General features: G+C 50.3%; 22 protein-coding genes and 2 other annotated features. Of the genes, 20 read left to right on the forward strand and 2 right to left on the reverse strand.

Features of this window, described 5'->3' with window-relative positions:
* The first annotated feature begins 9 nt into the window (after positions 1–9).
* The 5 genes from thrS to ACTL32_RS07135 all read left to right on the forward strand — a co-directional run bounded on the left by thrS (position 10) and on the right by ACTL32_RS07135 (position 4,542).
* Positions 10–1,938: a threonine--tRNA ligase gene (thrS, locus tag ACTL32_RS07115; RefSeq protein ID WP_441340813.1), complete on the forward strand. Its 1,929-nt coding sequence runs from the start codon at positions 10–12 to the stop codon at positions 1,936–1,938.
* 782 nt (positions 1,939–2,720) lie between these two features.
* Positions 2,721–2,859, forward strand: a sequence feature (ribosomal protein L20 leader region).
* Positions 2,860–2,943: 84 nt separating this feature from the next.
* Positions 2,944–3,450: a translation initiation factor IF-3 gene (infC, locus tag ACTL32_RS07120; protein WP_215098906.1), complete on the forward strand. Its 507-nt coding sequence runs from the start codon at positions 2,944–2,946 to the stop codon at positions 3,448–3,450.
* Between the two features lie 28 nt (positions 3,451–3,478).
* Entirely contained in the window at positions 3,479–3,679 is a 201-nt protein-coding gene (gene rpmI / locus ACTL32_RS07125) for a 50S ribosomal protein L35 (RefSeq protein ID WP_204890291.1), read from the forward strand.
* Between the two features lie 171 nt (positions 3,680–3,850).
* The gene (gene rplT, locus ACTL32_RS07130) at positions 3,851–4,210 is read left to right on the forward strand and encodes a 50S ribosomal protein L20 (protein WP_036804741.1); all 360 of its coding nucleotides are present in this window, start codon (positions 3,851–3,853) and stop codon (positions 4,208–4,210) included.
* A gap of 59 nt (positions 4,211–4,269) precedes the next feature.
* On the forward strand, positions 4,270–4,542 hold the full coding sequence (locus ACTL32_RS07135) for a DUF1294 domain-containing protein (RefSeq protein ID WP_441340814.1): 273 nt from the start codon (positions 4,270–4,272) through the stop codon (positions 4,540–4,542).
* 14 nt (positions 4,543–4,556) lie between these two features.
* On the opposite strand, the gene ACTL32_RS07140 is transcribed toward ACTL32_RS07135, so the two are convergent.
* Positions 4,557–4,943, reverse strand: coding sequence for a sigma-w pathway protein ysdB (locus tag ACTL32_RS07140; protein WP_441340815.1), 387 nt, complete (start codon positions 4,941–4,943; stop codon positions 4,557–4,559).
* An 89-nt stretch (positions 4,944–5,032) separates the two neighbouring features.
* Between ACTL32_RS07140 and ACTL32_RS07145 the strand changes: the two genes are divergently transcribed.
* From ACTL32_RS07145 to pheT, 9 genes are all read left to right on the forward strand, one after another.
* Positions 5,033–5,518, forward strand: coding sequence for a dUTP diphosphatase (locus ACTL32_RS07145; RefSeq protein WP_441340816.1), 486 nt, complete (start codon positions 5,033–5,035; stop codon positions 5,516–5,518).
* A gap of 68 nt (positions 5,519–5,586) precedes the next feature.
* Positions 5,587–6,675 carry a M42 family metallopeptidase gene (locus tag ACTL32_RS07150; RefSeq protein ID WP_204890296.1) on the forward strand — a complete coding sequence of 363 codons (1,089 nt, stop codon included), beginning with the start codon at positions 5,587–5,589 and terminating at the stop codon, positions 6,673–6,675.
* A gap of 283 nt (positions 6,676–6,958) precedes the next feature.
* Positions 6,959–7,948, forward strand: a complete 990-nt coding sequence (locus ACTL32_RS07155; RefSeq protein WP_441340817.1) for a nuclease-related domain-containing protein — start codon at positions 6,959–6,961, stop codon at positions 7,946–7,948.
* A gap of 344 nt (positions 7,949–8,292) precedes the next feature.
* Positions 8,293–8,508, forward strand: a complete 216-nt coding sequence (locus tag ACTL32_RS07160; RefSeq protein WP_441340818.1) for a helix-turn-helix transcriptional regulator — start codon at positions 8,293–8,295, stop codon at positions 8,506–8,508.
* Positions 8,498–8,998, forward strand: coding sequence for a hypothetical protein (locus tag ACTL32_RS07165; protein WP_441340819.1), 501 nt, complete (start codon positions 8,498–8,500; stop codon positions 8,996–8,998). The genes ACTL32_RS07160 and ACTL32_RS07165 overlap by 11 nt, the downstream gene beginning before the upstream one ends.
* Positions 8,998–9,438: a small multi-drug export protein gene (locus ACTL32_RS07170; RefSeq protein WP_204890677.1), complete on the forward strand. Its 441-nt coding sequence runs from the start codon at positions 8,998–9,000 to the stop codon at positions 9,436–9,438. The genes ACTL32_RS07165 and ACTL32_RS07170 overlap by 1 nt, the downstream gene beginning before the upstream one ends.
* Before the next feature lie 53 nt (positions 9,439–9,491).
* On the forward strand, positions 9,492–10,259 hold the full coding sequence (locus tag ACTL32_RS07175; RefSeq protein WP_441340820.1) for a TrmH family RNA methyltransferase: 768 nt from the start codon (positions 9,492–9,494) through the stop codon (positions 10,257–10,259).
* A 45-nt stretch (positions 10,260–10,304) separates the two neighbouring features.
* Positions 10,305–10,533 (forward strand) — a binding site (T-box leader).
* Positions 10,534–10,572: 39 nt separating this feature from the next.
* Positions 10,573–11,610, forward strand: coding sequence for a phenylalanine--tRNA ligase subunit alpha (pheS, locus tag ACTL32_RS07180; RefSeq protein WP_441340821.1), 1,038 nt, complete (start codon positions 10,573–10,575; stop codon positions 11,608–11,610).
* A gap of 14 nt (positions 11,611–11,624) precedes the next feature.
* Entirely contained in the window at positions 11,625–14,024 is a 2,400-nt protein-coding gene (gene pheT, locus ACTL32_RS07185) for a phenylalanine--tRNA ligase subunit beta (RefSeq protein WP_441340822.1), read from the forward strand.
* Between the two features lie 156 nt (positions 14,025–14,180).
* On the opposite strand, the gene rnhC is transcribed toward pheT, so the two are convergent.
* Positions 14,181–15,113, reverse strand: coding sequence for a ribonuclease HIII (rnhC, locus tag ACTL32_RS07190; protein WP_441340823.1), 933 nt, complete (start codon positions 15,111–15,113; stop codon positions 14,181–14,183).
* Between the two features lie 84 nt (positions 15,114–15,197).
* Between rnhC and zapA the strand changes: the two genes are divergently transcribed.
* The 6 genes from zapA (at position 15,198) to ACTL32_RS07220 (ending at position 22,998) form a co-directional block, all read left to right on the forward strand.
* Positions 15,198–15,458, forward strand: a complete 261-nt coding sequence (gene zapA / locus ACTL32_RS07195; RefSeq protein WP_441340824.1) for a cell division protein ZapA — start codon at positions 15,198–15,200, stop codon at positions 15,456–15,458.
* Positions 15,459–15,463: 5 nt separating this feature from the next.
* Positions 15,464–16,000, forward strand: a complete 537-nt coding sequence (locus ACTL32_RS07200) for a CvpA family protein (RefSeq protein WP_204890305.1) — start codon at positions 15,464–15,466, stop codon at positions 15,998–16,000.
* Positions 16,001–16,060: 60 nt separating this feature from the next.
* Positions 16,061–17,764: a DNA polymerase/3'-5' exonuclease PolX gene (gene polX / locus ACTL32_RS07205; RefSeq protein ID WP_441340825.1), complete on the forward strand. Its 1,704-nt coding sequence runs from the start codon at positions 16,061–16,063 to the stop codon at positions 17,762–17,764.
* Positions 17,765–17,776: 12 nt separating this feature from the next.
* Entirely contained in the window at positions 17,777–20,137 is a 2,361-nt protein-coding gene (locus ACTL32_RS07210; RefSeq protein WP_441340826.1) for an endonuclease MutS2, read from the forward strand.
* A gap of 23 nt (positions 20,138–20,160) precedes the next feature.
* On the forward strand, positions 20,161–20,574 hold the full coding sequence (locus ACTL32_RS07215; RefSeq protein WP_204890678.1) for a DUF350 domain-containing protein: 414 nt from the start codon (positions 20,161–20,163) through the stop codon (positions 20,572–20,574).
* Between the two features lie 732 nt (positions 20,575–21,306).
* Positions 21,307–22,998 carry a long-chain-fatty-acid--CoA ligase gene (locus tag ACTL32_RS07220; protein WP_441340827.1) on the forward strand — a complete coding sequence of 564 codons (1,692 nt, stop codon included), beginning with the start codon at positions 21,307–21,309 and terminating at the stop codon, positions 22,996–22,998.
* The last annotated feature ends 44 nt before the right edge of the window (positions 22,999–23,042 follow it).

Consider the following 23,042-nt stretch of genomic DNA (forward strand, 5'->3'; position numbering starts at 1 on the left):
GAGAGTAATATGTCAGACATGATTCAATTAACATTCCCTGATGGAGCAGTAAAGGAGTTTTCCAAAGGCACGACTACTGAAGAAATTGCTCAATCCATTTCGCCAGGCCTCCGCAAGAAAGCATTGGCCGGAAAAGTCGGCGACCAGCTGGTGGATTTGAAATGGCCGATCTCCCAAGACGGCAGCATTGCGATCATCACACCGGATTCCGATGAAGCGCTTGAGATCCTGCGCCACTCGACTGCGCATCTATTGGCCCAAGCGGTGAAACGCATTTATCCGGATGCCAAACTTGGCGTCGGCCCGGTCATCGAGAACGGATTCTACTACGATATCGATTCCGAAACTGCCATTACTGCAGAAGATTTGCCGGTCATCGAAAAAGAAATGAAGAAAATCATCAACGAAAATATTGAAATCGTCCGCCACGATGTTTCGCGTGCGGAAGCGCAAAAACGCTTCGCGGCAATCGAAGACCCATACAAATTGGAGCTTCTTGAAGCCATTCCGGAAGACGATCAAGTTTCAATCTATGAGCAAGGCGACTTTTTCGACCTTTGCCGCGGCATCCACGTGCCATCGACTGGCAAACTGAAGGAATTCAAATTGCTGAGCGTAGCAGGCGCATATTGGAGAGGCGACAGCGACAACAAGATGCTGCAGCGCATCTACGGCACTGCGTTCTTCACAAAAGACGAGCTGAAAGCGCATCTGGCTATGCTCGAAGAAGCGAAAGAGCGCGACCACCGCAAAATCGGGAAAGAGCTGAACTTGTTCATGAACTCCCAGAAAGTCGGCCAAGGGTTGCCGATGTGGCTGCCAAAAGGCGCGACAATCCGCCGCATCATCGAGCGCTATATCGTCGACAAGGAAGAAAGCCTGGGCTACGACCACGTCTATACTCCTGTCATGGGAAGCGTTGAACTTTATAAGACAAGCGGCCACTGGGACCATTACCAGGACGATATGTTCCCGGTCATGTCCATGGACAATGAAGACCTTGTGCTCCGTCCGATGAACTGCCCGCACCACATGATGATCTACAAGCAGGGGATCCATTCCTACCGCAACCTGCCGATCCGCATCGCGGAACTTGGGTTGATGCACCGCTACGAAATGTCCGGTGCGCTTTCAGGGCTACAGCGCGTGCGCGGCATGACATTGAACGATGCGCATATCTTCGTGCGCCCCGACCAGATCAAAGAAGAGTTCAAGCGTGTTGTGAATCTGGTGATCGAAGTTTACAAGGATTTCGATATCAAAGATTATTCATTCCGCCTGTCCTACCGCGATCCGGAAGACAAAGAGAAATACTTCGACGATGATGCCATGTGGAACCGCGCCCAGGCGATGCTGAAAGAAGCGATGGACGAATTGGCGCTTCCATACACTGAAGTGGAAGGGGAAGCGGCATTCTACGGCCCGAAAGTGGACGTCCAAGTGAAAACTGCACTCGGCAAAGAAGAAACGTTGTCGACTGTCCAGCTTGATTTCCTATTGCCAGAGCGCTTCGATTTGAACTATATCGGAGAAGACGGCAAACAGCACCGCCCAGTCGTCATCCACCGCGGCGTCGTTTCAACAATGGAGCGCTTTGTTGCCTTCCTGATTGAAGAATACAAAGGAGCATTCCCGACATGGCTCGCACCGATACAGGTGGAAGTGATCCCGGTTTCGCTTGATGCGCACAGCGAATATGCGAAACAAGTACAGGACAAGCTTCGCTTGAACCGCCTGCGCGTCGACATCGACGAGCGGGATGAGAAACTCGGCTATAAGATCCGCGAAGCCCAAATGCAGAAAGTCCCTTATATGCTCGTAATCGGCGACCAGGAACTCGAGAACGGCTCAGTGAACGTCCGCAAGTACGGCGAACAGAAGTCCGAAAGCATGCCGTTCGACGACTTCCTCAACATGGTTAAGAGCGAACTTCGGTAAGGTTAATTAGCTATAACTGTCGATTTTCCGCAAAACCGCTGCGCTTGCCGCGGGCTCGCGCTGAGCTAACTCGGGCTAGCCGCCCGAGTTAGCTCAGCACTTCGTCGCTACGCTGCTCCCGCAGGCAAGTATCGGCCAAACAGCATTTGGCCGATACTTTGCGACGAAGCACGCAGTGCTGCAGGAGCAGTACGGTTTTCTGCGCTGTTTTGCTCCATATCTCAGGGAGTATTGCTAAATGAGTGAGTTACCAACTTACAATGAACTATACTAGCGCCGACGCGCCTGCGGGCTAGGCGATAAAAAGACCCAAATTACTTTTGGGCCTTTTTATTTGCGATGAAGCTAGCGGCGCGGAGATGGTTATCATACAATATAGCCAGCGTAGCCATGCAGAGATAGAAGCATATAATGTATTATTTATGTGCTATAGAATCCTACTAATGACTTTCCTGCGGGCTCCGTTGTCTTGCTCAATATCTTTAATCAATAATGAAACACAGAAATCACAGGATGAATTTTATACAGCTAAGAAATAACTAAGCATCGGCGCGACCATGGGCTAGGCGAAGCAATGAGACGAGTGGTCTTCTCGGCTTATTGCTGGAGCCATGCCCTGAGCGACCGATGCGGAGTTAAAAACTAGCTTTATATAAAAGTCATGCTCCGAGCGCTCAAAGTGAAGTTGAAGAGTGAATTTATTCAGCGCAGCTTATATTGATATAGCTGTTGACAAGGACATGTACGCGTGATATTATAGATAAGGTTATAGAATACTTATATGTGCAAAGCAGGAGCACCCGCTTCTCACCTGATCGACCGATTGTTGGCAGGTATACACGATTGACTACTATATGCATGCGTGCGTATTGTCATATTTGCGGGTGGACCTCTGTGGTCCATCCGCTTTTGTTTTGGATCGGAACCTGTAAGCCGGCAATCGTCGGTTCGAGCATTTAAGCTATTCGCGACACTATCCGGAGGTGGATTAATATTAGCAAAGACATTAATGTAAACGAAGGTATTCGTGCACGTGAACTGCGGGTTATTGATCAGAACGGTGAACAACTCGGCATTAAAACACGTAACGAAGCACTTGAAATTGCGGCACGTGTCAACTTGGATCTTGTACTTGTGGCTCCTCAAGCTAAGCCACCGGTCGCACGTATCATGGACCACGGGAAATTCAAGTTCGAGCAGCAGAAAAAAGATCGTGAAATCCGCAAGAATCAGAAAGTCATCATTGTCAAAGAAGTGCGCCTAAGCCCTTCAATTGACGATCACGATTTCAACACGAAACTTCGCAACGCGATCAAGTTCCTTGAAAAAGGCGACAAAGTAAAAGCTTCAATCCGTTTCAAAGGCCGTGCGATCACGCACAAAGAAATCGGACAGCGCGTCCTTGAACGCTTCGCAGAAGCGTGCAAAGAGGTAGCTACGGTTGAGCAGCGCCCGAAAATGGATGGCCGCAGCATGTTCTTGATGCTTGCGCCGGTTAACGAAAAAGAATAATAGTACAATTGTTTAGGAGGAACTCGAAATGCCGAAAATGAAAAGCCATAGCGGTGCGTCAAAACGTTTCAAGAAAACTGGAACTGGTAAAGTAAGACGCAATCGTTCACACACAAGCCATTTATTTGCAAACAAATCGACTAAGCAAAAACGTCACCTTCGCAAAGGGAAACTTGTTTCTGCAGGCGACTTGAAGCGCATCAAATCTTTGATCTACAACATGAAGTAAGACTAGAAAAGCGTAAGCGCCCATGTAGATTCGACGGGCATAAGACGAAGGGGCGAAGCGGCGCTTTTTGCCGCACAGCCACTTCGGCTTATGACCCCGAGAATCTGGGCGCTGCAGTCTAGACAAAAATTAAAAATCGAATTTTCATATTCAAGCAGGAGGTAATGTATTATGCCACGCGTAAAAGGTGGAACAGTGACGCGCCAGCGTCGTAAAAAGGTCATTAAATTAGCAAAAGGTTATTATGGTGCTAAGCACATTCAATATAAAGTAGCTAACCAACAAGTGATGAAGTCTGGTAACTATGCTTACCGTGACCGTCGCAACAAAAAACGTGATTTCCGCAGACTGTGGATCACGCGTATCAACGCAGCAGCGCGCTTGAATGATATTTCATACAGCCGCCTAATGCATGGCCTTAAAGTTGCGGGCATCGACATCAACCGCAAAATGCTAGCTGAAATCGCTGTATCTGATGCAGCTGCTTTCACAGCATTGGCTGACCAAGCTAAAAACGCAATGAACAAATAAGAATACAAATGAAAAGACTGGCGAAACTTCGCCAGTCTTTTTCTATAGGAGGAAATGCGATGTTTTTGATTATCCTGGGTTATTTTGCGGTGCTTTCATTGTTGGCATTCGCCATGATGCGCATCGACAAGAAGCAGGCACAGCGGCGCGGACAGCGCATCCCTGAAAAGAATCTGTGGTCGGTCGCCATATTTGGAGGCGGCATCGGAGCATATGCCGGCATGATGGCATTTCGCCACAAAACAAAACACACCAATTTCCGCGTCGGCTTTCTGTTGCTCGCGGCTATTGATGTGGCGTTATTGGTATGGAGTTTCAAGGAATTTGGCTGAAGAAGGGTGAGCTATCACCCTTTCTGCATGATCACTTGTTCAATCGGATTTTTCCAATTGATCCGAGCATCCGGGTAGTTCTTGCGGATTTCATCCTCCAAGAACCGGAAATCTTCTTTGCCCAGGGCATCCAGCTTGGCCGAATCCTCGGTCCAGACAAAGATGGACTCAACTGTGCCGGCATCCTCGCCGGTCCCCATGTATTTTTCCCCTGAGAATAAAACCCCTTGATACACGATGTGGAAATTTTTCCGCGCATCGGTCTGGTCGTCATGAAAATAGAACGTGCCCGAAGCCATAGCCGATTCGATTTTCCGTTTCGGATCAAACATGTATTTTGCTAGACGGTAAGCAATGTAAATGATAATAGCGATAACAATAAGGCGAATCATAAAACCCATCCAATTTCCCCCCGCTCCGAGCGTTATATTGTATAATACGTACGGAAAGTATTATGGTTTCAAGATTTTATTGGAAAAGGAGTGGTTGCATGAATTTGCAGGAATTGTTTGTGATGCAGGAGGAACTAGACCGGTTTATCCAATCGAACCGCGGGATGGAAGAAGATCTTTTCCGTAAAAAAGGGCTGGCGCTTTTGGTGGAGCTTGCAGAACTGGCAAACGAGACGCGGTGCTTCAAATTCTGGAGCACAAAAGAAGCATCCGCCCGCGAAGTGATTCTGGAGGAATACGTCGATTCAATCCACTTTTTGTTGTCGCTCGGCATCGAAAAAGATCTGAATATGCTGTTAGAATGGCCGGACCGCGTTGGAGAGACGGACCTGACCGAATTGTTTATCGGCACGCAGCGGCAGATACTGGAGTTCCTTGAAGACTACTCCGTCTCGAATTATCAGGACATCTGGAGCTGGTACGGCGGCATCGCCCACGCGCTCGGCTTCACCTACGACGAGATTTTGGAAGCGTATATCGCAAAAAACAAAACCAATTACGAGCGCCAGAACGAAGGCTATTAAGAATGTTTTGATAATGGAAGAGCTTTCATTTATAATAAAACAGAATGAATATTTAGGAGGTCGAAATAATGGTTAAAATGGACGATACATTAGTGATGCTAAAAGAATTGACGGACGCAAATGGAATTCCCGGCAACGAACGCCAAGCGCGTGAAGTCATGAAAAAATACATAGCGCCGTTTGCAGATTCTGTGGAAACGGACAACTTGGGCGGCTTGATCGCCCGCAAAGAAGGCGCAGCAGACGGCCCGAAAATCATGGTCGCTGGCCACTTGGACGAAATCGGCTTTATGATCACCCAAATCGACGACAAAGGCTTCCTGAAGTTCCAGACGGTCGGCGGCTGGTGGTCGCAGGTCATGCTGGCACAGCGCGTGACGATCACGACACGCAGCGGCAAGGAAATCACAGGCGTCATCGGCTCGAAACCGCCGCACATCCTATCTCCGGAAGCACGCAAAAAACCGGTGGAAATCAAAGACATGTTCATCGATATCGGCGCTTCATCCCGCGACGAGGTAAAAGAGTGGGGCATCACGCCAGGCGATATGGTCACGCCGTATTTCGAATTCTCGGTCATGACAAATGAAAAATTGCTCTTGGCTAAAGCTTGGGACAACCGCATCGGTTGTGCGATTGCCATCGACGTGCTCAAAGGATTGAAAGGCGTCGACCACCCGAACATCGTTTACGGAGTGGGCACCATCCAGGAAGAAGTCGGCCTTCGCGGCGCGCGCACAGCGGCAGCGAAAATCCAGCCGGACATCGGCTTTGCAGTGGATGTCGGCATTGCAGGCGACACGCCTGGAATCACGGCACAGGAATCCAACAGCAAAATGGGCGACGGCCCGCAGATCCTGCTTTACGACGCTTCCATGGTGTCTCACCGCGGCTTGCGTGAACTCGTTGTGGATACAGCTGAAGAAGCAGGCATCCCGTACCAGTTCGAAACGATTGCAGGCGGTGGAACGGATGCCGGCTCGATCCACCTGACGGCAAACGGCGTCCCGTCGCTATCGATCGGCGTTGCTACCCGCTACATCCACTCGCACGCAGGCATCCTGCACCGCGACGATTACGAAAACGCAGTAAAATTGATCATCGAAGTGATCAAGAAATTGGATAAGGACACGGTTGCCCGTATCACGTTCGAGTAATTGTGTTTCAGACCTCGCCATTTGGCGGGGTTTTTTTGGTTGGTGCAAGTGAAGGAGGTGTTGCTGCAAGCAAATCTGAAATGCTGCAAGTAAACTCAAAATACTGCAAGTAAGCAATTTTTTTACACAAGCCACGGAAAACAGAATTACTCTTAGAAACGCACAACGGAATAAACAACCGCAAACGTAGCTTTTCATTAAAGAAATCGCCTCAAAAATACCCGTTGAGAAATAGTTTGAAACGGCTTTTCGAATAGTTTAATTTAACTATAGGAGGTGTTGAATGGAGAAGAAAAAAGTGGTCATGCTGAGTGAAGCAGAGTCTCTGGAATGCCTGCTCCGTCGATTGCCAGAGGAGCATTCATATCGGAAATTTTTCGAAGTGGAGCTGCACCGAAGCAAATCGGGCAAGAGAGGCGAAGCCCGGATGAAAAGGAAGTTCAATGAATTTTATTTGTCTGAAGAGCACCACATCATTTGGAATGTCAGTTTAGCCATCGGTGGTTGGCGGGTGCAAATGGATGGCCTATTGCTGACAGACCGCTGTGCGTTAATCATCGAATCCAAGAATATCAGCGGCCGAATCGTCTTTGACGAAGAAACAGGTGAGTTTTACCGGTTCAACGATGACGATGAAAAAACGATAATGGAAGATCCAATCGTACAATTGAACAAGCATATGCGCTTTCTCGAAGCGTGGTTCAAGATCCAGAATATCACCGTGCCGATCGACGGCCTCGTAGTGTTCACCCCCAAACAATGCGAAATTGTATCAAAGCCGAAAGATAAGTACATTTGCAAGACTTATCAGATGGTGGAGTACCTGCATATGATTCTTCAGAATTATCCTCAAAGAATGGCATCACTCAAATTAGACGACATCAAAAAAGCGATTGAAAACAACCAAGCGCCTTATCAGCGGATGCCGTTGTGTGAACAATACCGGCTGGATTGGCGGGAGTTGAAGAGAGGTGTACTGTGCAATAAATGCATCATGTATTCGATGGAACGGACGAATCATAGTTGGAAATGCACGAAGTGCGGAGAGAAAAATTCCCATGCCCACGTTTATGCCATCAGTGAATATTTCTCTTTAATAGACAGTTCAATATCGAATCGTCAATTTCGCGCGTTTTGTTTGATCGAATCACAATCGGTTGCTAAGAGGTTGATCACGTCTTTGAATTTACAAAAGACAGGCGAGTTAAAAGGCAGGAAATATCAGTTGAGGGACAAAGTAGATTCACCTGTAAAGTCGGAATCGCCGATATAATCCAAAAATCGCCGATATATTTCTAGAATCGCCGATAAAACGCTGGAATCGCCGATATAATGAACATATCGCCGATAAATCAAAAATATCGCCGATAAATAATCTTACTGGAGTTTTTTCGCTTTTCGCCTGCGAAAAGCATCCATCTCTGCCTTTGACTTTGATCTTTAACTCACCCCAACCAAACTCCAGCCCTTCGCTTCCAGCGAAGGGCTTTTAAAATGCCGGGACCGCCCATAGCGGTCCGAAAAACCAAAAATATGTAAATAATACTTTACTTAATGTTAAGTATACTGTACATTATGTTATATATACCGAACATTATAGTCGAGAGGATGACGCAAATGCTCAAGAATCGGGTCAAGGAGCTTCGTGCACGGCACGGCTTTACGCAGAGTGATTTGGGCAAGCTGGTGGATGTCACCAGGCAGACGGTAGCGTTTATTGAAAAAGGGGAATTCTCGCCTTCGATCACGCTTGCGCTGAAGCTCGCAAAAGCATTGGAAACGACAGTGGATGATTTATTCTGGCTGGAAGGGGATGGGACGCATGAAAAATGATTTTCGGTTGCAGTATCCATTATGGATGATGGGGTTTATTGTTGTGCTTGGGCTTTTTGCTTACGGGATCAGTTCACCGATCACCGAGGTGATCGACAATGGGACAGAAACCAGTATGACAATCAGCATCGGTGGGACAGGGGGCATGTTCGCAGTCGGTTCAGTGATCGTTTACCTAATCATGCTGCTGATATTCAGCCTGCAATTAAGAAAGCACAATAAAAACAATCCGCAGCAAAAAGTGAAGGCATTTTCCATCCGCCCGCCCGAATATTTGGAGCAGGATGAAGGGATGACATTCATCACCCGGAAGGCCGCGCAGAAAGTCTATACCTATATCACTTGGAGCTTGCCGCTGCTCGCGGCATTTGCGATTGTTATACCGATGCCGCGCATTTTCATCATCTGGGGGATTCTCCTCCTCGCACTCGGCCAGTACTGGATCTACTACCGGGAAATACGGAGCCATTTCAAGGAGGAAGCGGAATGATGTACGAATATTTGATGGTTTTTGTCGGAGCTGCGGTTCCGTGGCTTGAGATTGCGCTGGTCATCCCGCTCGGCATTGTCTGGGGGCTTTCGCCTTTTTGGGTCATCGTTACGGCATTTGTCGGCAATATGCTGACGGTGCTCGCGCTGATCATCGGCTTTGAGAAATTCAGGGTGTGGTATGCGAAACGGCAGGAAGCGAAAGGCAAGGCGCCGTCGAAGAAAAGCGAGCGGGCGAAAAAGATCATGAACAAATACGGCCTTCCTGGCCTTGCGCTGCTCGGCCCGATCCTAATCGGCACCCACATTGCTGCATTCATAGGCATGACACTCGGCGCGACCAAGAGGAACACGACGGTGTGGCTGACAGCCAGCATTGCGCTCTGGAGCCTTGTCTTTGGCATCGCGACTGCACTTGGCTTCGACTTTTTCACGAGTTAGCCATAAAGCTGTGCTATACTGATTTTATTCTGAAATAAAGGCGTGAACGATCTATGAAAAGAATTGAATCGGTACAGAACTCGCTCGTCAAGCATTGGAAAAAGCTAGGAACGACCCGCAAAGAGCGCGACAAGTTTGCGGAATTCCTAGTGGAAGGTTTCCATATGACGGAAGAGGCATTGAAGAAGAAAGAGCTCATCAAGTCATTGATTGTCCGTGAAGGCGTCGACATCCCGGCGGACTGGGACGTGGATGATGTTCCGCAATATTCCATCACGGCCCAAGTGGCAAAAGAGATTTCAGAGACGGAGCATTCGCAGGGGATTTTTGCACACTGCGCCCAGCCGGAGTTTACGGAAGAGGAGCAGCAGGCGTGGACCAAGCTCCTGCTGATTGATGCCGTCCAGGATCCGGGCAACGTCGGCACGATGATCCGCACGGCGTCAGCCAGCGGAATCGACGCGGTCGTGCTCGGCAAAGGAAGCGCTGACCCGTACAACCCGAAGACGGTCCGCTCGGCGCAAGGTGCGAATTTCCAAGTGCCTGTCGTCAGAGGCGACTTGTTGGAATGGGTCGTCGCTTTGCAGAAGCGCAGCATCCCGGTATATGGCACTGCGCTCCATAACGCAACGCCGGTGCACGAAGCCGAAAGCCGCGAGCAATTCGCGCTGCTGGTTGGCAATGAAGGCAGCGGAGTGGATCCGATCCTCTTGCAACAGGCAGACCAGAATCTCGTCGTTCCCTTATACGGCAATGCGGAGTCGCTGAACGTGGCTGTGGCGACCGGCATTTTGCTCTACAGCCTGGTGCCGAAAAACTAAATTTGATAAAAGCTTCGAACTTTCGTATAATTAATTGGTAAATAAACAAAAGCGTCGACCGGGAAAAGTACGTTGCGCCCATGCATCGAAGGGATTCTGCACCTTGACTGAAAGTGCGGAAATGCATACGCCACAGAAGTTCACCCCGCGAGCTGCCTGACGGGACCAGCAGAAGTGCTGTAAAGACGGGCCGGTGAAGAGCCGTTATGCAAATGAGTGATTGCGCTTGGCGCAATAACTAGGGTGGTACCGCGAATAATGCCTCGTCCCTTTTCTGGGACGGGGCTTTTTTATGTTCAAAGGAGGAGAAAAGATGGAAGCACAATTGCAGGCATTAAAAACAGAAGCACTCGAAAAGATCGCGAATGCAGAGAACGTAAAGGCATTGAACGACGTCCGCGTCGCGTATTTAGGCAAGAAAGGGCCAATCACGGATCTTTTGAAAGGCATGGGGAAACTCCCAGCTGAAGAGCGGCCGAAAATGGGGGCGCTAGTCAACGTCGTCCGCGAAGAAGTGACTGCGTCGCTTGAAGAGCGCATGGCGATCTTGGAAGAGCAGGCGATCAATGAAAAATTGCAGAGTGAAACGATCGACATCACGCTGCCTGGCCGCCCAGTCAAAACGGGCAATGCGCATCCATTGACGCGCGTGGTCGAGGAAATCGAGGACCTGTTCATCTCGATGGGCTATGAAATTGCAGAAGGCCCGGAAGTGGAGAAGGATTATTACAACTTCGAAGCGCTGAACTTGCCGAAAGGGCATCCGGCGCGCGATATGCAGGATTCCTTCTATATAACAGAAGATATTCTATTGCGCACGCATACTTCTCCGGTCCAGGCGCGCACAATGGAAGCGAAAGGCGGAGAGCCGATCAAGATCATTTGCCCGGGGAAAGTGTATCGCCGCGACAACGACGACGCGACGCATTCCCACCAGTTCACACAGATTGAAGGATTGGTCATCGGCGAAGACATCCGCATGAGCGACTTGAAAGGGACGCTTGAAGTATTTGCGAAGAAAATGTTCGGCGAAGACCGCGAAATCCGTCTGCGCCCAAGCTTCTTCCCGTTCACAGAGCCGTCTGTTGAAATGGACATCTCCTGCTTCAAATGCGGCGGGTCGGGCTGCAACGTCTGCAAAGGGACTGGCTGGCTTGAAATCCTAGGTGCCGGAATGGTGCATCCGAACGTACTCGAAATGGCAGGCTACGACTCGAAGCGCCTGACAGGATTCGCTTTCGGCATGGGGCCGGAGCGCATTGCCATGCTGAAATACGGCGTTGAAGACATCCGCCATTTCTATACGAACGACGTCCGCTTTTTATCCCAATTCCAACGCACTGAAGTTTAAGGAGGAAATAAAACATGTTAGTATCCATTAAATGGCTGAAAGAGTATGTAGATACACAAGGCTTGGCGCCTGCAGATTTGGGCGAGAAAATCACGCGCTCCGGCATCGAAGTGGACGCCGTGATCGACCGTTCCCACGGCATGACGAATGTTGTTGTCGGCTATGTGGAATCATGCACCAAACATCCGGAAGCGGATAAATTGTCGATCTGCCAAGTGAATGTCGGCGAAGAGACGACGCAGATCATCTGCGGCGCACCGAATATCGCGGCAGGGCAGAATGTCATCGTGGCGCGCCCCGGATCGAAACTGCCGGGCGGCATCAAAATCAAAAAAGCGAAGCTGCGCGGCGAAGAGTCGAACGGCATGATCTGCTCGCTGCAGGAACTGGGCATCGAAGGCAAGCTCGTGCCTAAAGCGTATGCTGAAGGCATCTACGTATTGCCGGAAGATGCGGAAGTCGGAAGCGACGTCCTGACAAACTTCGATCTAGATGATACGGTCCTTGAACTTGGCTTGACGCCGAACCGTGCAGATGCCATGAGCATGCTCGGAGTCGCGTACGAAGTAGGGGCGATCTTGTCGGAAGACGTGAAATTGCCGGAAGCAACTTATACGGAAGCTGCGGAGTCAGCGGATTCCATGCTGACGCTGAACATCGACGCACCAGAAGCGAACCCGTTATACGTCGCCAAAGTGATCCGCAACATCGAAGTGAAAGAATCGCCGATGTGGCTTCAGCAGCGCTTGATGGCTGCCGGCGTCCGTCCGCACAACAACGTCGTCGACGTGACGAATTATGTTTTGATGGAATACGGCCAGCCGCTCCATGCGTTTGACTATGATTCATTGAAAACAGGCAATATCACCGTGCGCCACGCAAAAGAAGGCGAAAAAATCACCACGCTTGATGACGCAGAACGCACCCTATCTGCACATAACCTGGTCATCACGAACGGGGAAGAGCCGGTCGCTTTGGCCGGCGTAATGGGCGGCGCGAATTCGGAAGTCAGCGATTCAACCACGACAATCGTCATCGAATCCGCTTATTTCGCATCAGGCTCGATCCGCCAGACGTCGAAAGACCATGGATTGCGCAGTGACGCCAGTTCACGCTATGAAAAAGGGGTCGACCCGAACCGCGTCATCCCGGCTGCAGAACGTGCAGCGAGCTTGATTGCTGAGCTTGCCGGTGGGGAAGTACTGGCTGGCTCGGTCATGTTCGATCAATTGGACAAAGAAGAGAAAATCGTCAAAGTGTCGCCTGACTTCATCAATGCACGCCTTGGCATGAAGATTTCGTTTGAAGACATGATGCGTATCCTGGAGCGCTTGAAGTTCAACACGGAAGCGGTCAACGGACAATTGGTGATTTCCGTGCCGACACGCCGGCAGGACATCCAGATTGAAGAGGATGTCGTGGAGGAGATTGCCCGCCTTTACGGGTACGACGAAATTCCTTCAACGCTTCCTGAAACCGAGACAGCGCCTGGCGGGTTGACGCCTTACCAGCAAAAGCGCCGCATCGTGCGCAATTACTTGGAAGGCGCTGGCCTTTTGCAAGCTGTGACGTATTCATTGACGTCAGAAGCTTCGGCACACAAATTCGCATTGACGGAAACTGAAATGACACGCTTGCTGATGCCGATGAGCGAAGAACGCAGCACGTTGCGCCAAAGCCTGCTTCCGCATCTTTTGGAATCGGTATCCTACAATACGGCGCGCCGCAGCGATTCGGTCGCCCTTTACGAAATCGGCGCCGTGTTCTTGAAGAACGATGGCGAATTATTGGACGAAGAAGAGCATTTGGCAATCGCCATGACCGGCTTATGGCTCGACAATAGCTGGCAGGGCGAAAAGAAAGCGGTCGATTTCTTCGTGCTGAAAGGCATCGTGGAAGGCCTGGGCGATAAACTCGGAGTGGAATTGGAATTCGAGCGGGGCGAAATGGACGGGCTGCACCCGGGCCGTACAGCCTTCGTCATGATGAACGGCAACCGCGTCGGCATCCTCGGCCAATTGCACCCGAACGAGCAAAAAGCACGCGATTTGAAAGAAACTTTGGTGCTCGAGATGAATTTGGCCGCATTATTGAACGAAGAAGTCGCGCCATTGCTTTACACGCCCGTTCCGCGCTACCCGTCGATTTCCCGCGATATCGCATTGGTCTTGTCGAAAATCGTTGAGGCGGGATCGATTGAATCGGTCATCCGCAATGCGGGCGGCAAATTGCTGAAAGATGTCCGCGTCTTCGACCTATATGAAGGAGACAAGATGGAAGAGGGCAAGAAATCCGTCGCCTTCTCACTGACTTACTTTGATCCGGAGAAAACTTTGACAGATGAAGAAGTGACGCAAGTCCATGAAAAAGTACGCACTGCCTTGGCGCAAGCCGGCGCAGAACTGCGTTCATAAAAACAAAAAAAGCGGAATCCTCGGATTCCGCTTTTTTTATGGAAATTTTCTAATCCTTAACTCCTAAAACTACTAGTAATCTGAAATCAGTATGTTAATATAAGAATGTTCGGAAAAATTGTTTAATTGAAAGCGGCCGAAAAAAGTAATCGGTTATCATGAGCGGCGCTTTGCTGCCAAGTCTTTCGCTTTTTTGGTATTGGCGAAATGGACTTTGGTCAAAGATTGCAGAAAAGCTTCGCCGTGCTTCAGCAGAATTTTTGCCGCGGCTTCATCGACGATCTTGCCGGCGCCTTTCGGCAAAACCACACCGGCTTTTGCGCTGAGCGCATCCATTTCATCGAGGAAAGCGACGCGGGCAATGATGGAAGCGCAGGCGACCGACACATGCAGGCCTTCGGCTTTAGTAGAGAACAGCACATTTTCACGGATGATTTCGGGTTCATTTTTAATATGGTTATAATAGATGCCGCGCTCAGCGAACTGGTCGATCAGGATTGCATCAGGCTTTTGCGGCTGGATTTTCTGTAGCACATGCTTCAATGCCTGATTGTGCAGCAGTGCTTTGATCTTGCCTTGCGACCAGCCTTTGCTTTGGACGGCGTTGTATTTATCATTCTTGAGCGTCAAGACGCTGTGGATAAACGCTTCTTTCAAATCTGGAGCAATTTTTCGCATATAGTCATCTGTCAGCAATTTTGAATCCTTTACGCCAAGCTCATGGGCAAGTTCCACTCCTTCCGCCGGCACAAAGCAAGCGGCAACGGTGATGGGCCCGAAAAAGTCGCCGGTGCCGGTCTCATCTGAGCCGAGGACAGATTTATGGGCAAATCCTGGCGGCAGGGTGTCGCCTTTTGCATTCGGCGTTTTTGGAGCGTCAGCGGATACGGACCCCCATTTGGCGGCTTCGCGATCGGCGCCTGCGCCTTGGAACATGACTTTGCCGGATGTATAGACAGTTACGACCGCATCGGCCAGTTTTGCGGTGAAGCGGACATACGGCGCTTTAGCCTCAATCTTCTTGCTGCTGTAATATTCGATGACCTGAAGGAGGCTTTCCTCAGGCAGTTTTAGCACGGTGTTTGACATGGATGAGCCGCCTTTCTTATAATTCACATTCTAGTTCGGTTCATGTTATGATTATGTATAGGATTTCTAAGGAGGGGTGGAACATTGTCGGAGCAACATAAAATTCGTACATCAGTCGAAATCTACGGCTATACTTATAAAATCGTCGGCACAGAATCATCCGGCCATATGCGGTTGGTTGCATCGATGGTGGATGAGAAAATGCGTGAATTCCATGCGATGAATCCATCTCTCGACAGTTCTCGGCTTGCAGTCCTGACGGCGATCAATACCGTACATGACTATCTTAAACTTAAAGAGCAAGTAGAACAATTAGAAAATGAATTGAAAAAGTTGAAGGGCTGACGTAAATGCTTGATATTATTTTATTGATTTTATTGCTTGGCGGCATCATAGTAGGCGCCAAACGGGGCTTTGTCCTCCAACTGATCCACATGGTCGGGTTTGTCATCGCTTTTATCGTAGCGTATCTGTATTACAAACCGCTTGCCGAATACTTCGTGCTGTGGATTCCGTATCCGACAGTCGACAGCGATTCGCGTTTCACAATCGCCATCGACCAGCTTGATCTTGACCAGACGTTTTATCAGCTTTTCGCATTTGCACTCATATTCTTCGCGGTGAAGTTCGGACTGCAATTGATTGCGTCGATGTTTGATTTCCTGAAGTACCTGCCCGTGCTTGGTTTTCTCAGCAAAATCCTTGGTGCGGTGTTAGGCTTTATCGAAATCTATCTCTTATTGTTCATATTCCTGTATGTTTTTGCGCTGTTCCCGATGGACGCGATCCAAACGCATCTGGAAAACTCGGGAATCGCCCAGGGTATCCTCGAGAATACACCTTATTTCTCCGAGAAAGTGAAGGAATGGTGGTATATTTATATGTAAGTAAGGACTTCTCTCTTACCGAGGGAAGTTTTTTTAAGTCAAAATGCCGGAGGCCTCCCTATGAATAAAAAAATCATCATCAGAACGCTTGAAAAGATTGCGTTGTATATGGAGCTGAAAGGGGAAAACCCGTTTAAAGTCAGCGCGTTCCGAAAAGCCGCGCAGGCACTTGAACTCGACCAGCGCAGCTTGGACGAAATCGAGGATGTCACGAAACTGAAAGGCATCGGAAAGGGCACAGGCGACGTCATTGTGGAATTGATCGAATCGGGCAAATCCACTGTGCTAGAAGAATTGCAGGCGGAAGTGCCGAGCGGCCTGGTACCGCTCTTGAAACTCCAAGGGATGGGCGGCAAAAAGCTGGCCAAGCTCTACAAGGAACTCGGCATCGATTCCGCTGAAGCATTGAAGCAGGCGTGCCTTGACCATCAGATCCAGAAACTGCCGGGCTTCGGGCCGAAATCGGAAGACAAGATCCTGAAAGAATTGACCGATTTCGAATCAAAGCCGGGCCGGCATCCGATCTGGAAGACGGAAGAAGCGGTCCGGTTCATCGAAGACGTCCTGGAAAAAATCGAAGGCGTCAGCGAATTCTCTGTCGCGGGCAGCTACCGCCGGACAAAAGAGACGAGCAAGGACCTCGACTTTATCGTTGCAACGGCCGAACCGGCGAAGGTGAAAGAGGAATTGCTTGCGGCCCTTCCCATTCAGGAAACGATCGCCTCAGGGGATACAAAAGTATCGGTGACCGTCGAATTCCAGGATCCGATCGACATCGATTTCCGCTTGGTGGCACCTGAAGAGTTTGTCACGGCGCTGCACCATTTCACCGGTTCGAAAGACCATAATGTAAAATTGCGCCAGTTGGCGAAATCACAGAACAAGAAAATCAGTGAATACGGCGTGGAACAGGAAGACGGGGCGGTCGCCACGTTCACTTCAGAAACAGATTTTTATGCCCATTTCGGGCTGCCGTTCATTCCGCCGACTGTCCGCGAAGACGGGCGCGAATTCGACCGGCTGGACGATATTCCAAATCTGGTATCGCTTGAAGATATCCGCGCTGATCTCCATATGCACACAACCTGGTCGGACGGCGCACATTCCCTAAAAGAAATGATTGAAGCGAACCGCAGCCGCGGCTATGAATATATGGTCATCACCGACCATTCGCATTATTTGAAAGTGGCGAACGGCTTGACGCCGGAGCGCTTGTTGGCGCAAAACGCGGAAATCCGGGAGCTCAACAAACAATACAGCGACATCGAAGTGCTGTCCGGGACGGAAATGGACATCCTGCCGGATGGGTCGCTCGATTTCAGCGATGAAGTGCTGAGCCAGCTCGACTTCGTCATTGCGAGCATCCATTCAAGCTTCCAGCAGCCGCGGGAACAGATCATGGAGCGCATTTTGACGGCGATGAAAAATCCGCATGTCGATATGATCGCCCATCCGACCGGCCGCATCGTCGGCCAGCGCAGCGGCTATGATCCGGATGTGGAGCAGCTCCTCGATTGGGCCAAGGAATACGGCAAAATCGTGGAACTCAATGCGAGCCCGTACCGGCTCGATCTGGCCGTCGAATATTTGGAAATGGCCCAGGAGAAAGGCGTGCCGGTCGCAATCAATACCGATGCCCATGCCGTCAACCAGCTCGAAGTCATGGCCATCGGCGTGCGGCATGCACAAAAGGCATGGCTGAAAAAAGACCATGTCGTTAATACTTGGCCGCTTGAGCGGCTAAGGGAGTACCTGAAAAATTAGGAGGTGTCCCTCTTGATCGCAGAACGCGCATTAAGAACACTTGAATTTTATAAAATCCGGGACGAAGTGGCGCGCTATACCACTTCATCGCTCGGAAAAGCACATATAGAAGGCCTATTGCCTTCCACCGATATCAACGAAGTCAACCGGCTGCTAGAGGAGATGGACGAAGGCGCAAGCGTCCTCCGCGTCAAAGGCAATGTGCCGTTGGGCGGTATTTTCGACATTCGCATGCATGCACGACGGGCGCAGATCGGCGGATCTTTAAGCCCGATGGAATTGATGGAAGTTTCATCGACCATCCGGGCGAGCCGCATCTTGCGGCAGTTTTTCGAAAGCATCCGGGAAGAAGGTACGATCCAGATCCCGCATTTCCTTGAGAAAAAAGAAGCGATGCCTATCCTGACGCAGCTCGAGCACGATATCAACATGTGCATCGATGACAATGGGGGCGTTTTAGACAGCGCAAGCGCAGCCCTGCGCTCTATCCGCCAGCAGCTGCGTGCACAGGAAAGCCGCGTGCGCGAACGGCTCGAGAGCCTGGTGCGCGGGAAAAATGCAGCGAAAATGCTGTCGGACACGATTGTCACGATGCGCAACGACCGGTTCGTCATCCCGGTTAAACAAGAGTACCGCAGCCATTACGGCGGTATCGTCCATGACCAGTCCTCATCAGGGCAGACCTTGTTCATTGAACCCGATGCTGTGGTCCAGGCGAACAACGAAGTTCGCCGCCTGAAAATGAAGGAAAAAGAGGAAATCGACCGCATCCTGCAGATGCTTTCGGCACAAGTCCAGGAAGTGGCGCATGAGCTGTTCCTGTTGGTCGAGGTGCTAGGCGAACTGGATTTGATTTTTGCGAAAGCGAAATACGGCTCTGCCCATAAATGCACCAAGCCCGATATGAACACGGAGGGCTATATCAACCTGAGAAAAGCGCGGCATCCGCTCATTCCTGCAGATGAAGTGGTGGCGAACGACATCGAATTCGGCCGAGACATCACCGCAATCGTCATCACCGGCCCGAACACGGGCGGGAAGACCGTGACGCTCAAAACCGTAGGCTTGTTTACGCTCATGGCGCAATCGGGCCTTCCGGTCCCGGCGCTCGATGGATCGGAGCTCGCGGTGTTCGACCAGGTTTTCGCCGATATCGGCGATGAACAGTCGATCGAACAGAGCCTGAGTACGTTTTCGTCCCATATGGTCAATATCGTCGATATCCTGACGAAGTTTGACGAAAACTCGCTTGTGATTTTTGACGAACTCGGCGCAGGGACAGATCCGCAGGAAGGGGCCGCTCTTGCGATTTCCCTTCTTGATGAAGTGCATGGCCGGGGAGCGCGCGTCATCGCGACGACCCATTACCCGGAACTGAAGGCGTACGGCTATAACCGGCCGGGCGTCGCTAACGCCAGCGTGGAATTCGACGTGGAGACCTTGAGCCCGACTTACCGTTTGCTGATCGGAGTTCCGGGGCGGAGCAATGCATTCGAAATCTCGAAACGCCTCGGCTTGCCGGACCACATCATCAGCCACGCGAAGAGCTTTACCGGCACCGACCGGCGCGAAGTCGATTCGATGATTGCATCGCTCGAAAAGAGCCGCCGCGAATCCGAACACGACGCGGAACGTTCTGCAGAACTGCTCCAGGAAGCGGAGAACTTGAAGCGCGACTTGGAACAGCAATTGAAGGAATATGAAAACCAGAAAGAACGATTAGAAGAAAAAGCGAAAGAGAAAGCCCGCAAAATCGTCGACCAAGCAACGCGCGAAGCGGAATCCGTCATGTCCGAACTGCGCAAGATGCAGATGGAAGGGGCATCCGGCATCAAGGAGCACCAGCTGATCGATGCCAGGAAACGCCTGGAATCCGCAATGCCGGAAAACCGCGTCCTGAAAAGGGCTGCGAAGGCGAACGAGACGCGCGAGCTGAAAGTGAACGACGAAGTGAAGGTCATATCATTCGGCCAAAAAGGCACGCTGGTCGAAAAGGTTTCAGACAAGGAATGGATCGTGCAGATCGGCATCTTGAAGATGAAGCTTCCGGAATCCGACCTGTCGTACACGAAACCGGAGAAACAGAAAGAGACGCGGACGATGGCTACGCTCAAAAACCGCGACAGCCATGTCAAACTCGAACTGGACCTCCGCGGCGAGCGGTATGAAGATGCACTGGCGCGTGTTGAAAAATACATCGACGATGCGTTATTATCGAACTACCATCAAGTATCGATCATCCACGGCAAAGGGACAGGTGCGCTGCGCCAAGGCGTCCAGCAGTACTTGAAAAAGCATCCAAGGGTGAAGAGCTACCGTTTCGGTGAAGCAGGCGAAGGCGGCTCCGGCGTCACCGTCGCAGAACTCAAGTAATTCAGGGGTAAGGGAGAATGGACATGTCAGAAACTGGCTTTTGGACCCATCCGCTCGTGGAAACGGCCGGATATTTCAGTGTAGTGGTGTTATGCTTGATCGTCGCCATGGTGATATTCGAAATCGTGACGAAGTACAAAAACTGGGAAGAAATCAAAAAAGGCAATTTGGCAGTGGCCATGGCGACCGGCGGGAAAATCTTCGGCATCACGAACATCTTCCGTTTCTCGATCGACCAGCACAATTCCTTGCCGCAAATGATCGGCTGGGGCCTGTACGGGTTCGCCTTATTGATCTTCGCTTACCTGTTGTTCGAATTTCTGACTCCGAGATTCAAAGTGGATGAGGAAATCGAAAACGACAACCGCTCGGTCGGCTTTATCTCATTGACCATATCCGTCGGCTTGTCGTTTGTCATCGGCGCGAGTATTTCTTAGGAGTTGTAGAAAATGGAAAACCTCATCAAAATACTTTTTGTCTGCTGCATTCTGTTTGTGCTTGTAGGCGTCATCTTTCTCTTTGTCATCTGATAGGGAAGGAGCGGCCGGTCTCTGGACCGGCCGTTTTTTGTTTGTCGAGAAACCTTCTAGAGATAACTTGATGAGTGAATCACACTTTTATCTCGCTTCGGCCGCTTGGGGAAGAGCAAAGACGATTGTTTCTGCATCGCTTCGCTAGCTTCGAAACATGAAAGAACGTTGCTCCTGCGCAAGCTCGTCGCAAAAGAGGCGCCCAAATGTTTTAGGCGCCTCTTTGGCTTTCGCGATGAGCCGGGAAGAGCACCCGTCTCATAGCTTTGCCCAGCCCGCGGACGCGCCGGCGCTGGATAGGATTTTTAATAGAGTAAATGGTCATGTAATGATTTTAATTAATTAACGTCCTCTTAGATATGCAGCAAAATAGTAGAGACGCCAGCGAGGCAGCGTAGTGCACATGAGCATGCAGTATTGTGTAATGCCGGTTTTCAAATAAAAGACAGGCAATAAATATTCTTCTCAACAAGCTGGAAGGGTCAGTCTTTGAACCTGTCATTTTTTGTGTGTATGTATTGCGTATGTTTGAACCCTTAACAAGTGACTAACATTTGTTGTTGAAAGCCCTTTCATTCTCGCTTATAATAAAAGTAGGAATATTTTCACTATTCTTTTATTTAAAAGGAGGAAGAAAGAATGACAGAGAAACCGTGGCTTGCACATTACCCGCCTGAAATTCCGCACACGCTGCAGTATCCGCATATGCCGGTCCAAGAATACCTGACTCAGGCTTTTGACCAGTTTCCTGATAAAGTGGCCATCCATTTCCTCGGGAAAGATGTCAGCTACAAGGAGCTTTATGAGTCATCGATGAAGTTTGCGCATTACCTTCAGAAGCTGGGAATCGAAAAAGGCGACCGGGTGGCGATCATGCTGCCGAACAGCCCGCAAGCCGTCATTTCTTTCTATGGGACTCTTTATGCCGGCGGCGTTGTGGTTATGACGAATCCGCTGTACACGGAGCGGGAAATCGCTTATCAGATGAACGATTCCGGCGCGAAAGCGATTGTCGCGCTCGATCTATTGTATCCGCGGGTATCCAAAGTGATGCCGGAAACCAAGCTTGAGAACATCATCGTCACAGGCATCAAAGACTACCTGCCGTTCCCGAAAAATGTGGTGTACCCGTTCGTCCAGAAGCGCCAGTCCGGTGTCAGCGTTAAAGTCGAGCATCGCGGCGTGAATCACCTGTTCACGGAAATCATGAAAACGGCTTCCACGGAAGTCCGCAAACCGCAATTCGATTTTGAAGAAGATCTGGCGCTGCTCCAGTATACGGGCGGTACGACCGGTTCTCCGAAAGGCGTCATGCTGACGCACAAGAACTTGATTTCGAACGCGACGATGTGCGGCGCATGGCTGTACAAATCGAAAAAAGGCGAAGATTCGATCATGGGCATTATTCCGCTGTTCCATGTCTACGGATTGACGACGGTGTTGATCCTTTCGGTTATGCAAGGCAACCGGATGATTCTCTTGCCGAAATTCGATGCAGAGACGGCATTGAAGACGATCAACAAGCAAAAACCGACACTTTTCCCGGGAGCGCCGACTTTATACATCGGCTTGATGAACCATCCCGATATCGGCAAATACGATTTGTCATCGATCGAAGCCTGCTTGAGCGGCTCGGCGCCGCTGCCTGCTGAAGTCCAGGAGAAATTCGAGAAAATCACAGGCGGCAAGCTGGTGGAAGGCTACGGGCTGACAGAAACTGCACCGGTCACGCATTCGAACCTGGTATGGGGCGAGCGCATAAAAGGATCGATCGGATTGCCGTATCCGGACACCGACTCGAAAATCTTCCTTCCGGGCACAACAGACGAAGTGCCGCACGGGGAAATCGGGGAAATCGCGATCAAAGGCCCGCAAGTGATGAAAGGCTACTGGAACCGTCCGGAAGATACAGCAGCGACAATCGTCGACGGCTGGCTCCTGACAGGGGACCTTGGCTATATGGACGACGACGGCCATTTCTTCATTGTCGACCGCAAGAAGGACATGATCATCGCCGGCGGCTTCAATATCTATCCGCGTGAAATCGAGGAAGTCCTTTACGAGCACGAAGCCATCCAGGAATGTGTCGTAGCCGGTATTCCGGATCCTTACCGCGGAGAAACGGTAAAAGCGTACATTGTCTTGAAAGAAGGGTATACTGTAACAGAAGAAGAACTGGATAAGCATTGCCGGGAGCATCTGGCAGCGTTCAAAGTGCCGCGCATCTATGAGTTCCGCACAGAATTGCCGAAGACGGCTGTCGGGAAGATCCTGCGCCGGTCATTGGTGGATGAAGAGCGCGCGAAACAGAACGAAGCGATTCCGTCCTGAACCCAGTCGCTTAACAGGGAAATGCTTGACACTCTTATAAATAA

The organism is Planococcus sp. FY231025 (genome assembly GCF_052078085.1).
Taxonomy (GTDB): Bacteria; Bacillota; Bacilli; order Bacillales_A; family Planococcaceae; genus Planococcus.